The organism is Corynebacterium jamesii, assembly GCF_046097395.1.
GTDB lineage: Bacteria > Actinomycetota > Actinomycetes > Mycobacteriales > Mycobacteriaceae > Corynebacterium.
Genome location: NZ_CP175789.1, coordinates 2,162,372 through 2,178,717, shown reverse-complemented (window position 1 = coordinate 2,178,717; position 16,346 = coordinate 2,162,372). Strand labels below are relative to the sequence as shown.

Annotated in this window: 14 protein-coding genes; all 14 read right to left on the bottom strand. The window is 63.4% G+C overall.

Annotation, left to right across the window (positions count from 1 at the left end):
• Positions 1 to 23: 23 nt before the first annotated feature.
• The 14 genes from ACKFRT_RS09685 to ACKFRT_RS09620 all read right to left on the bottom strand — a co-directional run bounded on the left by ACKFRT_RS09685 (position 24) and on the right by ACKFRT_RS09620 (position 16,309).
• Positions 24 to 1,016, bottom strand: coding sequence for a siderophore ABC transporter substrate-binding protein (locus ACKFRT_RS09685; protein ID WP_296215326.1), 993 nt, complete (start codon positions 1,014 to 1,016; stop codon positions 24 to 26).
• A gap of 114 nt (positions 1,017 to 1,130) precedes the next feature.
• The gene (locus ACKFRT_RS09680; RefSeq protein ID WP_408925143.1) at positions 1,131 to 2,282 is read right to left on the bottom strand and encodes a dTDP-glucose 4,6-dehydratase; all 1,152 of its coding nucleotides are present in this window, start codon (positions 2,280 to 2,282) and stop codon (positions 1,131 to 1,133) included.
• A 1-nt stretch (position 2,283) separates the two neighbouring features.
• The gene (locus tag ACKFRT_RS09675) at positions 2,284 to 2,655 is read right to left on the bottom strand and encodes a hypothetical protein (protein WP_296215329.1); all 372 of its coding nucleotides are present in this window, start codon (positions 2,653 to 2,655) and stop codon (positions 2,284 to 2,286) included.
• Positions 2,656 to 2,703: 48 nt separating this feature from the next.
• Positions 2,704 to 3,816 carry a c-type cytochrome biogenesis protein CcsB gene (ccsB, locus tag ACKFRT_RS09670; protein ID WP_296215331.1) on the bottom strand — a complete coding sequence of 371 codons (1,113 nt, stop codon included), beginning with the start codon at positions 3,814 to 3,816 and terminating at the stop codon, positions 2,704 to 2,706.
• A 91-nt stretch (positions 3,817 to 3,907) separates the two neighbouring features.
• Positions 3,908 to 5,566 carry a cytochrome c biogenesis protein ResB gene (locus ACKFRT_RS09665; RefSeq protein WP_408925142.1) on the bottom strand — a complete coding sequence of 553 codons (1,659 nt, stop codon included), beginning with the start codon at positions 5,564 to 5,566 and terminating at the stop codon, positions 3,908 to 3,910.
• 93 nt (positions 5,567 to 5,659) lie between these two features.
• Positions 5,660 to 6,457, bottom strand: a complete 798-nt coding sequence (locus tag ACKFRT_RS09660; RefSeq protein ID WP_408925141.1) for a cytochrome c biogenesis CcdA family protein — start codon at positions 6,455 to 6,457, stop codon at positions 5,660 to 5,662.
• Positions 6,458 to 7,066: a TlpA disulfide reductase family protein gene (locus ACKFRT_RS09655; RefSeq protein WP_296215337.1), complete on the bottom strand. Its 609-nt coding sequence runs from the start codon at positions 7,064 to 7,066 to the stop codon at positions 6,458 to 6,460. It abuts the gene before it with no gap.
• A gap of 1 nt (position 7,067) precedes the next feature.
• Positions 7,068 to 7,673 (bottom strand): histidine phosphatase family protein, encoded by a 606-nt coding sequence (locus ACKFRT_RS09650; protein ID WP_296215339.1) that lies wholly within the window; start codon positions 7,671 to 7,673, stop codon positions 7,068 to 7,070.
• Positions 7,674 to 7,769: 96 nt separating this feature from the next.
• Entirely contained in the window at positions 7,770 to 9,101 is a 1,332-nt protein-coding gene (hemL, locus tag ACKFRT_RS09645; protein WP_408925140.1) for a glutamate-1-semialdehyde 2,1-aminomutase, read from the bottom strand.
• 63 nt (positions 9,102 to 9,164) lie between these two features.
• Entirely contained in the window at positions 9,165 to 11,936 is a 2,772-nt protein-coding gene (locus tag ACKFRT_RS09640; protein WP_408925139.1) for a heavy metal translocating P-type ATPase, read from the bottom strand.
• A 5-nt stretch (positions 11,937 to 11,941) separates the two neighbouring features.
• On the bottom strand, positions 11,942 to 12,487 hold the full coding sequence (locus ACKFRT_RS09635) for a hypothetical protein (protein ID WP_408925138.1): 546 nt from the start codon (positions 12,485 to 12,487) through the stop codon (positions 11,942 to 11,944).
• Positions 12,488 to 12,489: 2 nt separating this feature from the next.
• Positions 12,490 to 13,359 (bottom strand): hypothetical protein, encoded by an 870-nt coding sequence (locus tag ACKFRT_RS09630; protein WP_408925137.1) that lies wholly within the window; start codon positions 13,357 to 13,359, stop codon positions 12,490 to 12,492.
• Between the two features lie 65 nt (positions 13,360 to 13,424).
• Positions 13,425 to 14,429 (bottom strand): porphobilinogen synthase, encoded by a 1,005-nt coding sequence (gene hemB, locus ACKFRT_RS09625; protein ID WP_408925136.1) that lies wholly within the window; start codon positions 14,427 to 14,429, stop codon positions 13,425 to 13,427.
• 35 nt (positions 14,430 to 14,464) lie between these two features.
• The gene (locus ACKFRT_RS09620; RefSeq protein WP_408925135.1) at positions 14,465 to 16,309 is read right to left on the bottom strand and encodes a uroporphyrinogen-III synthase; all 1,845 of its coding nucleotides are present in this window, start codon (positions 16,307 to 16,309) and stop codon (positions 14,465 to 14,467) included.
• Between the last annotated feature and the right edge of the window lie 37 nt (positions 16,310 to 16,346).

Sequence of the window (16,346 nt, the reverse complement as noted above, 5' to 3'; positions counted from 1 at the left end):
CGGCGGCGCGCGGCGTTCGCGTTTTACTTCCCCTCGAATGCGTCTGCCAGGGAGTTCAGGATCTCGGTGTAGGTCGTAATGGACTCGTTGGTGTACGTATCCTGCGGTGCCACGATCACGCGATCTTCCTTCAGCGCTGGCACGCCCTGCAGCGCATCGGAGCGCTTGATCACGTCTGCCGCCGGGGAGTAATCCGGCTGGTCCGCGTTGATGGCACCGTCGCGGTCCAGCACCAGCATCCAGTCCGGCTTTGCATCTGCGATTGCTTCGACGGAGATGTCATCGCCCTCGTGGTTGCTGGAGGCGTTGTCGACCTCCAGTGCCGGCTCCATTCCCAGCCAGTCGAACACTGGACCCCACACGCGGCCGATGTGCGGCGCAACGTAGCCGATTTCGCCGCCGGAGACGTTGACGGCCATGACCTTCTTGTCTCCGTCCAGCTTGTCGTAGGCCTTCTTCGCGCGATCCTTCGCATCGTTGAAGTCCTGCACCATCTTCTCGGCTTCGTCCTTCTTGTCGAAGATTTCGCCCAGAGTGGTGATCTGGCGAACCAGCTCCTCATCCATCGACTTATCCTCACGAGGCTCCAGCTCCACTACCGCTGCGTCCGGGACCAATTCCTTGATCTCGTTGTCGCGGTCCAAGAAGCGCTGGCCGCTGATCACCAGATCCGGCTGGGCTGCCACCAGGGCCTCGAGGTCGGGCTCCTTGTGGTTGCCGATATCCTTGATCTCTTCGTCATCCTTGTAGTCGGTGACGCTCGCCGGAATCAGCTTCTTCGGCGCTGCAGCCAGCTCCACACCCCACTCGTTGAGGATTTCGAAGCTGCGGTTATCTAGTGCAACCACGGACTTCGGGTTCTTCGGCACCTGCACCTCACCGCTGTTGTCCTCGATGGAGATCGTGCCCTCGCTGGACTGGTTGCTCGAGGTACCCTCGTCGGCGGAGCCACAGGCGGCCAGGGACATACCTGCTGCCACCAGTGCAGCCAGCAGCTTGACGCGATTCTTTGCCATTTTTCCCTTACAAGATTCAAACTAACTCAACATACGGTTAGCCGAACCTTACTTAGCCCCCACTTACTTAGTCAAGCCTTGCTTAGAATTGCGGGCACCCCCGCGCGGGAGACGCTACGTGGGATCAATCTCTTCTGTAGCTATCGCTTCTGCAGCCATCTCTTTTTCGGTGGCGCGGTATTTCTTTTCGGACGCCGCCCTGGACTCAACCCACCACTTCTCATTGCGGCGATACCACTCCACCGTCTCGGCCAGCCCGGAAGCGAAATTCGTGAAGCGCGGCTGCCACCCCAACTCGGCAATGCTGCTGGGGTCGATCGCATAGCGGCGATCGTGACCCGGACGGTCGGTGACGTGCACAAAGTCATCCGCCGGGCGACCGAAAAGCTCCAGTAGGTCCTGCACAACCTGCAGGTTAGAGCGCTCCCCCTCCGCGCCGATGAGGTAGGTCTCCCCCAGCTTGCCAAAATCCAGAATCTGCCACACCGCATCGTTGTGATCATCCACGTGAATCCAATCGCGGATATTTTCGCCCGTGCCATACAGGCGAGGACGATGGCCCTCGATGAGGCCGGTGATCTGCCGGGGAATGAACTTCTCCGGGTGCTGGCGCGGGCCGTAGTTGTTCGAACAGTTGGAGATAGTGGCCTTCAACCCCCGCGAACGCACGAAGGCGCGGACGAAGTGATCCGCCGCCGCCTTGGATGCAGAGTAGGGCGAGGAAGGGTTGTACGGGGTATCCACCGTGAAGCGATGTGGATCGTCCAGGGCGAGGTCGCCGAAGACCTCATCGGTGGAAATGTGATGCAGGCGCACCCCCAGGTCCGCGGCCGCCTGGGCGACGTTCAGGGTTCCTTCCACGTTGCTGCGGGCGAAGATCGCCGGCGTGGCCAGCGAGTTATCGTTGTGGCTCTCCGCCGCGAAGTGCACGATCGCCACCCGGTCGGCAGCGGACTGCTGGGACTCGGCAGCGCTTTTGTTTCCCGCGCCCCCTGCGGCTTCGGTAACCGTGATTGCCCGCTCCAGGGCAGCCCGAAACGCCGAGGCATCCGCCACGTCGCCTTCAATGAACTCCACCCGCCCCGGATAGGCAACCTCCAGCGGAATGCCGTCCTCGGTCTGCAGATTCAGTGGGTTCGCTGCGTACGTGAGGGCGTCAAAAATAAGAACCTTAACGTCCGGCCTGGTCTCCAGGGTTCGGTGGACGAAATTCGCGCCGATGAAGCCTGCCCCGCCGGTAATGAGGACGGTGGAAAATGCGCTCACCCTACTCCCCCGTTAGCAAAATCAGGGTGGCGATAGCCGGAGCGTCGTCGAGGGCTCGCAGGGCGTGCAGCTGCTGGGCGGGCACGTGGATGGCAGTGCCGGGAGCCAGCTCAATGATCTCCGGAGTTCCCTCGGAGTCCGGGCCGGGCCAGACGGTGAACTCGATGCGCCCCTGCTGCCCCATCACCAGAATCGGCTTCGGCGCCTTGTGGTCGGCGAACACGTCGCCGGGCCGGAAGGCGATGCGCACCACGCGGGCGCCCTCCACGTTCGCCGCTACCTTGACCTGCGGGATAGCGCGACCGCCCTCCACATCGTTCGGTGCTGTGAGGGCGGGGATGAAGGTGTGCTGGGCGGCATTGTGCTCGGTCACGGGAAGCTCCTTCCTGGATTAAGGCAAAACGGCGAATCTAGTGCCGGGCTAGTTCAGGCCAGCGTAAGAGTGCAGGCCGGAGACCACCATGTTGATGAAGAAGAGGTTGAAGACCATCGTGGCGAAGGCGAAGACGTTGATCCACGCGGACTTACGCCCGCGCCAACCCGGGGTGGCGCGGGCGTGCAGGTAGGCGGCGTAAAGGATCCAGGTGATGAAGGAAACGGTCTCCTTCGGGTCCCAACCCCAGGGGCGGCCCCAAGCGGCATTCGCCCAGATGGCGCCGAAGATGATGCCCAGGCCGAAGATCGGCAGTGCCCATACGGCGGTGCGGTAGGCCAGCGCATCCAGCTTGGTGGCATCCGGGAGCGGGGCGGCGATGGTGCCCAACCAGCCCTGTTCCTCACCCTTCGGGTACTTGCGGCGCAGCAGGTACATCAGGGAAGCCACGCCGGACATCAGGCCAATGCCCGCGCCGATTGCGACGGTAGAGACGTGGATGACCAGCCAGTAGGACTGCAGCGCCGGCACAACCGGGGCGGTCTCCGCGTACAACTTGGTGCCCGCGTAGAACAGCAGACCGACAACCGGAGTCAGGACCCACGGCCACATGACGCGCATTGCCTTGCGGCGGATCATGAGCGCGGCGACGACCATGGCAAACAGGGTGACCACGCCGACGTATTCGAAGAGGTTGCCCCACGGGAAGCGGTTGGTGGCCAGGCCACGCAGAATCACGAACACTGCGTGGATTGCGATGGCCAGCCACACCAGGGACTGGGTGATGCCGCCGAGCTTGTCGGCGCGATCCAGGGTCTTAGAAACGCTCTCGGAGCGCAGACGCTCCGGCAGCTGCGCCTCGAAGGAGGCAAAGTCGGGCTCAATGTCGTCACCCGTGATCTCCCCGGCATCGGCAACATCCGAGTCAGCCGCATCGCTCGCAGCACCTGCGCCTACGGTCACCTTGGCGGTGGAGGTAGCACGCGCGGAGTGCTCCGCCTGCAGCTTCTCCAGCTCCTCGGCGCGCTGGCGGCGGCGGTCTGCGCCCACGCGAACCATTCCGTAGAAGACCAGGGAAATGGCGAGCGCCAGCAGGTAAAGGGACTCCGCGGAGCGGAAAGCCAAGTCGGAGAATTCGGATAGCTGCGGATCGATCTGCATCGAGAATCCTTCTAAAGAAAGTCTTAAATCGCTACAAATTATCAGCTTAGCGCCTGTTCACGCGCTTCCACAATCACCCAATCGGGGTAACTCAATCCCGTGGCGCCAGGTGATCGTCGACGTGGTCCTCCCAGTCGTCGGAATCCACATCGTATTCCTCGTCCAGAGCCTCTTCCTCCAGCCCCAGCACGCGCTCGGCACGGCGGTTGAACTCGCGACCCCAGCCGGCGGAGTCCGTGCGAGAAAGCCCGGCGATCTGGATCCGCGTGCCTTCACCTTCCGGAGTAATGCGCACCCAGAAGCGGCGACGTTTCACGGCCAGGGAGGCAACGAGCGAGGCCAGCATCAGCACAGCAAACACCAGCAACCAGGTGGTCGTCGGATCCTTGGAGATCTGCAGGTTCACGAACTCCTTGGCCCCATCGAAGGTGATCTCGGTGCCATCGTCCAGGGTGACGGATTCGCCCTTCTCCAGGTTCACGCGATCCAGCATCTGCATCTGGCCGGAGTGCAGAGCCTCCGAGTCCAGGGCGAAGATGTTCTGGCTACGGCCACCGTCCAGCCCGGTATCGCCGCGGTAGATGTCGATGGCCACCGCCGGGTCGCGCATCGCCGGGAAGTTGGAGGAGAGGATCTTGCCGTTCGGTCCAGTCCACTCCGCCGATGGCGCAAACAGGCCTTGCAGAGAGATCTGGTGCTGGCGGCGCTCCTGCAGGTCCGGGTACATGCCGGCCGGCGGATCCCAACGCACCGCACCGGAGGACAGGAAGTACGTCATGTCATCAGGACGGAACTGCACGGTCTCGGTGCGCTCCTCCCCGTTCGGCCACTTAATGGTAAACGTCGGGGCATAGCCGTGGCCCTGCAAGTACACGCGGTTACCCTCGAAACGCAGCGGGTGATTCACCTTCAGCGTCTCGTGCTGCCACTCCTCCGTGGGCTTGAAGGCATCGTCCTTGTTGGCGAAATCGATGTTGGACTCGAAGCCCACTGCCTGGCCGTTTTGCAGGTAGTCGGCCTTGAAGTCCTTGACGTTCACACAGAAGGGGGTCAACCCCGTGCCGTCGAACACCGGACCGTTGCGGAAAGAGTCGAAGTTCGACACGGCGGAGTTGCAGAACTGGGACTGTTCATTATCCGTCCCGGCCACCACGATGACCTGCCCCTCGTAGTAGACCATCTTGCCGGCGGCCACGGCGATGAGGATGCCCACCAGCGACAGGTGGAACACCAGGTTCGCTGCCTCGCGCAGGTAGCCTTTCTCTGCCGACATGGACCATGCCCCGGCGCGGTCGCGATCCTTATCAACTTCGTTGATGTTCCAGCCTTTGAACTCCTCGCGCAGGGATTTCTGCACATCCTCCACCGACTCATCGACGGTGCCGGTGTAGTGGTACGGCATGCGGTCCAGGCGCTTCGGCGCCGGCGGCGGGGAGGAACGCAGTGCCTTGTAGTGGTCGATGCTGCGCGGCAGGATGCAGCCCACCAGGGAAATAAACAGCAGTACGTAGATCGCCACGAACCAGGTAGAACTAAAGACATCGAACAGCTGCAGCTTGTCGAAGACCTCGGCGGTCTTGCCGTTGGCGTCAATATATTCGGCAACCTTGCCCTCGTTGAGCGACCGCTGCGGCAACAGCGCGCCCGGGATCGCCGCCAGCGCCAGAAGGAAAAGCAGCACCAGGGCTGTCTTCATCTTCGTGAGCCACAGCCAGCCCTTCTTCGGCAAGCTCAGGATGGTCTTCAGCATGGTTGCTCTTTCGTACTTTCGCTCTCTCGTTTTTATTGACGCCCACTTCTCAGCCGCGGCCTTTTCCCTTAAGCCAACGGCAGGAGATCGGCTTTAGATCGGCAGGGTCTTATCCGAGATGAATACCTCTCGGATGTAGTCCACGAACACCGCCCACTGCCCGGTGACCAGCAACAGCCCGACGACGACCAGCAACGCGCCGCCGATCATCTGGATCGTGCGGGAGTGCTTGCGCAGCCAACCGATGCCCGTCAGCGCCGTGGAAGATCCCAGCGCCACGACAATGAATGGTAACCCGAGGCCCAGGCAGTAGGCGACGATCAGGACCACACCGCGGGCGGCCGTCATCCCTTCGGTTCCGGCGGATACCGAAATGATGGAGGCCAGTGTGGGGCCCAGGCACGGGGTCCAGCCCAGGGCGAACACTCCGCCCAGCAGAGGCGCACCGGCGATGGTTGTCCAGCGCTTCGGGGATAGGCGCGTGTCGCGCTGCAGTGGGGAGATAAACCCCATGAACACCACGCCCATGGCGATGGTAATCACGCCGCCGATGCGCATCAGCACCTGCTGGTTCAGCGTCAGCGCGCTGATCACCCCGAATACCGTGGCCGTGGCCAGCACAAATACGACGGTAAAGCCCAACACAAACAACAGGGCGGCAGTGGCCACCCGGCCCCGCTTGGCCTTTACCAGCGCGCCGTCTTCGGTGAACTCGGTTTCCGCGCCCACAACTCCGGCGAGGTAAGAAATGTACCCAGGCACCAGCGGAATCACGCAGGGCGAGGCGAAGGAAACCAGCCCTGCAGCGGCGGAAACGAGCAGTGCCAGCAGCAACGGGCCGGCAGCGGCCGTGTCTGCAAAAGTCTCTCCGATGGATGCCGCGAGGATCATTTACTCGTCCTCGTTCAGTAGCGGCTCGACCTGTTCCCACAGTTCCTTGTCCGTGATTTCCTTTAAGAAGATGTGCGCCGGGCGGTGCTGTTTATCCAGCACGATGGTGGTGGGAATAACGGAGGCCGGCACGCCACCCAGCGCCAGGGCGGTCTTGAACGGCGGGTCGTAGATCGACGGGTAGGTGATTCCGTTGTCCTTGACGAAGTCCTGCGGCTTTTCCTTAACGTTGTCGCGTACGTTGATGCCCAGGATGGTGCCGCCGCCGTGCTTTTCCAGCTTCTCCTGAACCCGCTGCAGGTCATCGGATTCGCTGCGGCACGGTCCACACCACTGGCCCCAGGCATTCAGAACTACGACCTGGCCTTTGAAGTCGGACAGGTTGATGTCGTCGCCGCCGTCCAGGTTGGTGCCGGTGAAGTCAGCGACCTCCTTGCGCTCCTCTGGTTCGTAGTGGATGCTGGTCTGCCCACCGGGGGCGACGAATTCAAACGTTCCACCACTGGCCACTGCGTCCTTACCCGCGGTGCTTTCCTCACCACAGGCGGTAAGCGCCGCCCCGCTGGCGAGCAGAGTTGCTGCTAGTACTGCCGTTAGCTTTTTATGCACCTTAAATCTCCTGCGCTGGCTCGGAGTAAAAAATGTCCGTTAGGTGTCCACCGTCGTACACCAGGGAGGTCACGGAGGCCAGCTCGCACTGGCGGACGGCCGGGTTGTGCGCCAGGGGCAGCCCCTGGACGTCGCGCTGGATCATCACGATTGGCAGCTGGTGGGTGACTAGCACTGCCTCGTGCCCGCGGGCCTTCTCTCGCGCGGCGTCTACGGCCTCCCACATCCGGTCGGCAATCTCCTGGTAAGGCTCGCCCCAGCTGGGAATGGTGGGATTCTTTAACATGGGCCAACGCTTCGGGTTCCACAGCGCGCTGCGCACGCCCTTAATGTGCAAGCCCTGCAGATCGTTACCGGCCTCGATGATGCGCTCGTCCGTCTGGACCTCCAGGCTCAGTTTCTCGGAGAACGGCTTGGCGGTCTCTTGTGCCCGCTGCAACGGGGAAGCTGCCAGGTACACCACGTCGTGATCAGCGAGGTCGGCTGCGGTGGCGTGTGCCATGTTCCGCCCCCGCTCGGAGAGGTGGTACCCGGGCAAACGGCCATAGAGAATGCGATCCGGATTGTGCACTTCTCCGTGCCGTACAAGGTGAACGATCGTTGCCATGGTCACCTAGCTTAGCGTGCCAGCCACCCCAACCCAAGTAAGGCGATCCCTGCTTTAAGGGGTTCTTACTGGGGTTTTAGATTTTCCGTATGAGTCCTAAGCCGTCGGGGTGGCTGCTGCAGCGGCCTCGGCGGCCGACGTGGCGGCCGCGGCGATCTTCTCGAAGTCCGCGTCGGTGAGTGCCGTGGAAACGAACCAGGTCTCGAACACACTCGGCGGGGCGAACACCCCTCCATCCAAGAAGGCGTGGAAGAACGCCGGGTAGCGGAAGGTATCCGCAGCCTTCATATCTGCGAAGTTCGCACCTTCTCCCTCGGCAAAGCGCACGCTCAGCATGCTGCCTGCGCGCTGAATGTGGTGGGCCACGGAGGCCTTAGTCAGTGCGTCGGACAGGATGCCTGCCAGCGCGTCGGCATTCGCGTCGAGTTGCTGGTACGCGGCGGCGTCGGCCAACTTCAAAGATGCCAGACCCGACGCAACGGCGACGGGATTGCCCGACAACGTGCCTGCCTGGTACACCGGGCCGACCGGCGCGAGGTAGTCCATGATCTCCGCCTTACCGCCGAACGCGGCGGCGGGCAGGCCACCGGAAACAACCTTGCCGAAGGTGGTGAGGTCACCCGCCACACTGTCCTTGCCGAACCAGCCAGACTCGGTGACGCGGAAGCCGGTCATGACCTCGTCGACGATCAACAAAGCGCCGTTGTTGTGGGCGATGCGCTGCAGCTCTGCATTGAAGCCCTGTGGGTTTACCGTACCCATGTTGCCCGGCGCGCCCTCGACAATAATCGCGGCGATCTCCCCTGCGTGAGTAGCGAAGGCATCTTCCACGGCCTGCACATCGCGGTAAGGCACCACGACAGTATCGCCCGCGGCCGCCTTGGTGATGCCCGGGGAATCCGGCAGGCCGAAAGTAGCCACGCCGGAACCCGCTGCGACCAGCAGAGAATCCACGTGCCCGTGGTAGCAGCCCTCAAACTTCAAGATCTTGTCGCGACCGGTGTAGCCGCGTGCCAGGCGGATGGCAGACATGGTGGCTTCGGTGCCGGAGTTCACCAGTCGAACCTTTTCCACGGAGGTGCGGCGGACGATCTCTTCCACCAAGTCCACCTCCATGGTGGTCGGGGCGCCGAAGGACAGGCCGTGGCCCGCCGCCTCGCGCACGGCCTCCACAATCTGCGGGTGGGCGTGGCCGTGGATCATCGGCCCCCAGGAGCAGAACAGATCCACGTAAGAGTTGCCGTCGATGTCGTTCAGCGTGGAGCCCTTCGCGGAGGTGATAAACGGCGGGGTGCCGCCCACCGAGCCGAAGGCACGAACCGGGGAGTTCACTCCACCCGGGATCAGGGCGCGGGCCCGCTCAAAGGCCTCCTCGCTGGCCTGATGAGAAGCGTTGTTCGAGGGCTGGGAGTCAGCGTTGACAGACACGAAAGGGATCCTTCCTGCCACTTCACTAGTGGTTAGCTTGCAATCCCCACCAGCCTAGCGCGCCTAGCGCTGGGACTGTTCGAACTCCTCATCCGCCGCCTCGGCACGGGCCAGGGCAATGGCCTCCGCGCGCTGCTTTTCCTGCTTGCGTAGCTCGCGGATCTCCCGTCGGCGCTCTACCCACCCCTGCCACGAGTGGGTCTGGCGCAGCGTGCCACGGGCGTAGTTGCGGTGCAGAATACGCGCGCTGCGGCTTTCGATCAGCGTGGAGCTCAGCAGCATAAACACGGTGGCCAGCAGCGGGTTAAGCACACCGGCGATGGCCAGCGTGGCACCCACGACGTTGTATGTCCACGACAGCCACACGTTCCAGTCGGTGGTGTTGCGCACGTGGCGAACCAGATTCACCAGCTCCGGCAGGGCAGAGACGTCCTCGCGCTGCATCACCACATCCGCCACGTCGGAGGCGGTGGGATCGATGCGGTTGGAAGAAGCCATGAGAATTCCCACATCCGCCACCCGCAGAGCGCCCAGTACGTCGCTATCGCCCACCATTGCCACACGCACGCCCATGGCATGCACGCCGCGGACGGTAGCTTCCTTACGGTTCGGCGCGATACCAGCCAGCACGGTGGAGATACCGATAGAGTTCGCTGTACGGCGGGCTACCGGGTAGATGTCGCGGGAGAGCATGTAGGTCTCTAGCTGCATGTCTTCCAGGCGGTCGATCGCCGCGGGGGCATCGTCCTTGAAGCTATCCGCCAGGCTGATAACCCCGCGGTCTTTGCCCTTCCAGCTGACGATCACCGGCGACCCACCGTTCAACACGGCGGCAGCCAGGCGTGGATCGCGGATCTCGCCCAGATCGTGTGGGCGCCACAGGCGTGCCTTCACGTTGCGCATTTCGCCGTCGATGGGCAGTTCCACCATGCCTTCGAAGGTGCCGTCCTTGGTGATCTTTACCTCGCCGACATCCAGCCAGTGGGGAATCCCCTCCCCGCCGGCACCGGTGTCGCGTGCCTCGCGGTCGGCACGCACCAGAGCCCGCGAGACGGCGTGGTTAGATTCCAACGACAACGCACCGGCCACGCGCAGAATCAGGTCCGGGTTCTCGCCCTTGGTGGGGACTACGTCGATGACGTGCATTGGTCCGTCGGTCAGGGTGCCCACACGGTTGAAGATCATGGCCTCAACCTCTGCAAGTTTGTGAATGGTGCTGGTATCGCGCAGCAATGCGCCCGAGGTGGCGGCGCGCCACAGCCCCAGCCGCAGCGCCAGCGGGGCAGATAGCGCCAGGGCGACTGGCGCAACCACCGCCAGCAGCGACAGCGTGGTAGCCATCGCCGCATCCACGGACTTGGTGATGGCCAACCAGGCGATGAAGTTCACCACCGCCAGTACGAAAGCCCATGGCACCAACAAGCTGGCGGTGCGGTTCGTCAGCTGGGTCAGGCGCGTTTCGTCCAGCGCCGAGCCACGCACCCAACGGTGCATTGCGGCCAGGCGGGTAGAGGAACCCGTGGCGTGCACGCGCATTTTCAATTGCCCGCCGTAGTTGCGGGCACCCGCGTAGATGCGGTCACCGACGGAAACCTCGAAGGTGCGGTGCAAGCCACCGACCGGGCCCATATCCACCAGAGACTTGCCGCTGATGATCTCTCCATCGCTGGGCACCATCACGCCGGTGGGGATGATGATGTCGTCGCCCGTACGAATCTCCGCTAGTGGGATGTTCTTCTTTTCCGTCTTCGACTTACGCGTCTTGCGCACCACCGTGACTTCCTTCGCGGCAGGCACCGTCAACACGGAAAGGATCGACTTCGAACGCAGCGCCGTGCGCCGGGAAAGTAGCCGTCCGAACAGCAGCAGGATCGTGCCGCCGCAGGCCACATCGAAGAACACCGCACCCTGAATGTTCTGCGCCGACCACACTCCCGCGATCAGCACCTGGTGGCTTTCCCAGCCGACATCGCCGGCGGAAGTGAAGATCAGTATGCATGCCGAATACAGGTAGGCCAGCAAAATCGCCACGGAGCTGGCGCCGTCCAGGGCGGATTGTCTGCGCCTTAGCCCGCCGAAGAATGCGCGGTGGAAGGGCCACGCGCACCAGGTGACCACCGGGGTGGCCAGCAACAAACAGACCCACTGCCAGTAGTCGAACTGCCAGCCAGAGACCAGCTGCAAAACCACCACCGGCAGGCCCAGCACCACGGCGACGATCAGCCGCATGCGGGTAATCAGCTGTCGGGCTGTGTGCAGCCCCTCGGTGGAGTCAAAAGGGTTCTGGCGACGGAAGCGGTCGATTTCCACCTTGTTTTTGTCCCGCCGCTTGCGGCTTTCCGCCGCGGCCCACGATCGTCTGTGTGCGCTGGCGTGGCGCCGCATGCGCCGACGGGTCTCCTCGATCTCCAGCCGCGACGCGCGTCGGCGTAGCGAAGAATCCGTCAGCCAACTATCCAGCTCGTGCTTTTCCAGCACTTCCTGGATTTGCGCGGGGCGTACCTGATCCTCGGCGGAGATCCACGCCATGCCGGTGGAGTACACCACCGCGGCTTGCACACCGGGGATGTCGTTGAGTTCTTCTTCCACTGTGGTCGCATCCACCGCGGATTCCAGCCCCTCCAAGCGGTATGCGAAGCTGGCGAGCCCCCAACGCTCCCGCGCCGCACGGTCGATCTCCTCCTCCGTCTGCGGAGATCGATCCATGTCAAAGCCGGCCTTCGCGGCAGCCTCGCGGGCCTGCAGGATGGCCTCGTCCACATCGTCCACTCCGACGGAGGCCTGGCTGGCCACGCGGCTACTGGTTGGGACGATGCTCGAGTCGTTGTCAGCCATTGCCATTACTTCCGCAGGCTGTCGCCCGGCAGGGTGCCGTCGCCTTCGATGGGGGCTTCGTCGAGCCGATGCCCGGCGTCGAAATATGGATTAACCGCTGGCCGGTAGGCCATCAGCAACGCGACGGCCAGCAGCAAGGCCAAGACGGCCTGGCCCGGGCCAGTGAAACCGAAGACCCATCCTGCCAGCATGAACAGGATGCCCACCGCGCCGATCCACAGCACCAGGCGGCGCTTGCCGCGGTAACCGTCGCGCACGCCGGGGGAGAAGAACATAAGCGCTGCACCGACCACAATGTTGATGCCGCCGAGGATACGCACGTTGTTGCGCACGAAGTCCATGCGCTCGGCTTCCTCAGCGTCGAGTGGCTCGCGATCCCACGAGGCCGTCAGGGACAGGAAGCCAAAGAAAACCATCAGCAGCCCCAGCACAATCAGCATTGCGAAGCTGACGATCACGATGCGCGGCGTGGGGTCGCCTGGCTTCCAATAACTAACCTTGCGGTTCGGGTCGTCGCTGCTCGGGACCATCGAGGGGAACATGGCGGGCATGTCTAGCGCCCTCCCCAGGTGTGGTCGTTGTTCTGCTTGTTGTTTTTATTCTGTTTCTTTTCTTCTTTTTGACGCCGCATTTCCGCCTGGTACTCGTCCATCTCCTTGGAGTACTTCTCCATCTCCTTTTCGCTGGGCACGCCCAACCAGTCGTGATTGTCGGGGCGGGACATGAACCACAGACCCAGCGCGGCAGCCACACCAGAAAGGATGGTCAGAATGCCGATGATGAGGACGAAGCCCACGGGCATGAATTCCGGTCCGCTGGAGAAAACGATGAGCACCGCATTGAAGATCATGAAAACGGAGGCGACGTTCAAAAACAGGCGGGAATACGGGGCTCCACGGCCCGCACGCCAGGTCAGGTACGCACACGCGGCCGAAATGATGATGCCCCACACCAGCGAGCTGATGTTCACTTGCGTGGCGATAGTAGAAGCATCCTGATCCGCCAACACACTGGCGAACATGCCGCTTTGGCTGTCGAGGATTCCCTGACTGCTCTGGGTCAGCGCACGCGGGTCAACGATATTGGCAACGAACTGCACCACGCTAGCCAGCAGCTGAAAAACGGCGACACTCAACCAGGCCCATACGCCGTAGCGGACGTCCTCCGGCGCCTCCTTCAGGTTCGGAGCCAGGCCGTCCTTGCGGCCTACCTTCGGCGGCTTCGGTGGCCTCGGGGTGTGTGGCTGGCCGTGCGGCCCCCATTGCCCCTGCGGACCGTGGGATCCCATTGGGCCATGTGAACCCGGCTGACCGTGCGGGTTCTGCGACCCTGGCTGGCCTGGCTGCCCCTGCTGAGGGCCTCCCTGTAGGCGGGGATCGTGTTGCTGTGTGCTCATCTGTGCGCTGCTGTCGGTGCTGTTCATACAGCCATCTAGCCTACTGTGATTACTGGCGATTAAGCATCTTTGGGCACTTTGAGTTCCACTGATTATCCCCGCAGCATCTGCGCCACGCGGGTTGCCCAGTAGGTCAGGATGATGTCCGCCCCGGCGCGGCGGATGCCGTAGATGGATTCCATAATTGCCGCTTCCTCGTCGATCCACCCGTTCTGAGCAGCTGCGGAGATCATGGCGTACTCGCCGGAGACCTGGTAAGCGGCCACCGGCACCGGCGACATGTCCGCCACTTCGCGCAGCACGTCCAGGTAAGGCATGGCGGGCTTGACCATCACCATGTCCGCGCCTTCGTCAATATCCAGCTGGGTTTCCAGGATGGATTCCCGCAGGTTCCGCGGGTCTTGCTGGTAGGTGCGGCGGTCGCCCTGCAGGGACGATCCAACAGCTTCGCGGAAGGGGCCAAAGAAGGCGGAGGCGTACTTCGCAGAGTAGGCCATGATCGAGACGTCCTGGTGGCCCGCCTCGTCCAGAGCTTCGCGAATGTGGCGGATCTGCCCATCCATCATTCCGGAGGGGCTCACGATGTGCGCTCCGGCTTCCGCTTGGGCAACTGCCATCTTCGCGTACTGTGGCAGGGTTGCATCATTGTCCACGATCTGGCGGCCGTAGCGATCGGTGGACAGCACGCCGCAGTGGCCGTGATCCGTGAACTCATCCAGGCAGGTATCTGCCATCACCAGGATGTCGTCGCCGAAGCGCTCGCGGATGGCGCGCAGGCCGCGGTTCAAAATCCCATTGTCGGCAACTGCCTGGCTACCGGTTGCATCCTTGTCTTCGTCCCGGGGCACACCGAACAGGTCGATGGAGCCCACGCCCGCCTCTGCAGCTTCTTCCACTGCCCGCAGCAGCGAATCCTCGGTGTGCTGCTGCACGCCCGGCAGGCTGGTGATGTCGCGGGGAGCATCCAGCCCATCCGCGAGGAACATCGGCAGCACCAGCCGGTTGGGGTTCAGGTCCGTCTCCGCAGTGAAGTTGCGCATCTGCGGGGTGGTGCGGAGTCGGCGGGGACGGCGAAATGGGGTGTAGTTCGAAGTCATGCCCACGATGCTACTCCCGCGCCCGGACGGGCTTGTTAGGCCCCGGTGTCCTTTTTCTCGTTCGCCTTTTTACGACGCCGCCTCCGCTTCCGCGGCGGCGGAAGCTGCCCAGTTGCGCGAAGTTCGGCCACATGGGCAGCGAGGGCGTCCACCAACTCCGGTACGCCAGCGGCCTCGGGCATAACGTCGACGCGCAAGCCGTGCTCACGGGCGGTCTGCGCAGCCATCGGCCCGATGCAGGCGATGATGGTGCGGGTATGTGGCTTGCCTGCGATGCCCACCAGGTTCTTCACGGTCGAAGAACTAGTGAAGCAGACCGCGTCGAAGCCACCGGTCTTAATCATGTCGCGGATCTCCGGGCTCGGAGGTGCGGCCCGCACAGTGCGGTAGGCCACGACGTCCTCCACGTCCCAGCCCAGCTCGATCAGACCATCGACCAACACGTCGGTAGCGATATCGGCACGCGGTAGCAACACGCGGTCCACCAGGTCCAGGTCCGGGTCGTGCGGTGGGAAGACATCTACGAGGCCCGCCGCGTTGCGCGCGTCCTTCTTCGGCAGGAGTTCGGGTGTGATGCCCAGTTCCTTCACCGCCTGGGAGGTCTTCGGGCCGACAGCGGCCACGCGCACGCCCGCCAGGGCGCGGGCATCCAGGCCAAACTCGCGCAGCTTCTCCCACACGGCTTTCACTGCGTTCACGCTGGTGAAGACAATCCAGTGGTAGCGGCCATCGACCAGCCCCTTGATGGCACGCTCCATCTGGACTGGGCTACGGGGCGGCTCGACGGAGATGGTGGGCACCTCCACCGGAATGGCTCCGTGCGAGGCTAGCCGGGCGCTCATGGGGCCGGCCTGGTTCTTGGCACGCGGCACCAGTACAGTCCAGCCGTACAGCGCGCGATTCTCCCACCAGGAGTACTTCGAGCGGTTGCCCACCTGAGAGCCCAGGGTGACGATCAGCTCTCCGGGCAGCTCGCCATCCTTGGAGGCCGGGCCGGACTGCGTGACGATGGACTTCAACGTATCCAAGCTGGCATCGTAGCTGCGCTGACGGCGGGTAGTGCCGTGCAAAGTGACGGTCGCGGGGGTGGAACCGGGGATGCCGCGCAACTTCAGCTCCTGGGCGATGGTCGCCAGGTCGCCCGGGGCGGCGGTCAGAATCAGCGGCAGACCTGCGGCAGCCAGCTGATCCCAGTCCGTGCCGCCGCGCACGTCAGCTTCCGTCACATCCGGTCCCACACCAATTCCGGTGAACGCGGGGACGGCCACGGAACCCGTCATGCCCGGGATGACCTGGAAATCCACGGAACTGGCGGCCACGTGCTGTAGCTCATCCATCACGGCAGGGTTGCTCAGCGGATTACCGGCGACGAGGCGCACCACGTCGTTACCCGCCTTGGCGCAAGCGATCATCTGCTCGGCCAGCACGTCCGGAGCTACCGTACTCAGCTCTGCTTTTCCGCTGTCGACCTCTGCGCTCTCGCTATTGGCCTGCGACGCGCCATCTGCTGCCGCGGGGGCGGCCAGCACGATCTCAGCTGCGGTGGGCGGGGCGGGCCGCGGCGGACGGCGACGCGCACCGGCCTCTTTCGCAGCTTTAACCTTCGCTTCCCACTCTGCCTCGGCGGCGTCCAGCTTATACTGCGGCACCGGCAGGCGGGTGGCGATGATGTTCCGCACGGATTCCAGCACGGACGGATCCACCCACGCATGGGCGGTGGTCTCCAGGATGTCGCGCGCGCGGATGGTCAGCAGCTCCGGGTTTCCGGGGCCCGCGCCGACGAAGAGGATCCGGCCGTGTCCAGTGGGAGCCAGGTCGGTAACTGCCGCCACCGTGGCGGAATCAATGCCTCCTACCTGGGCAATTCCGGAATCGGTCATAGTGGAACTTTCTAACTTGTTGGGTCTGTGCGTAAGT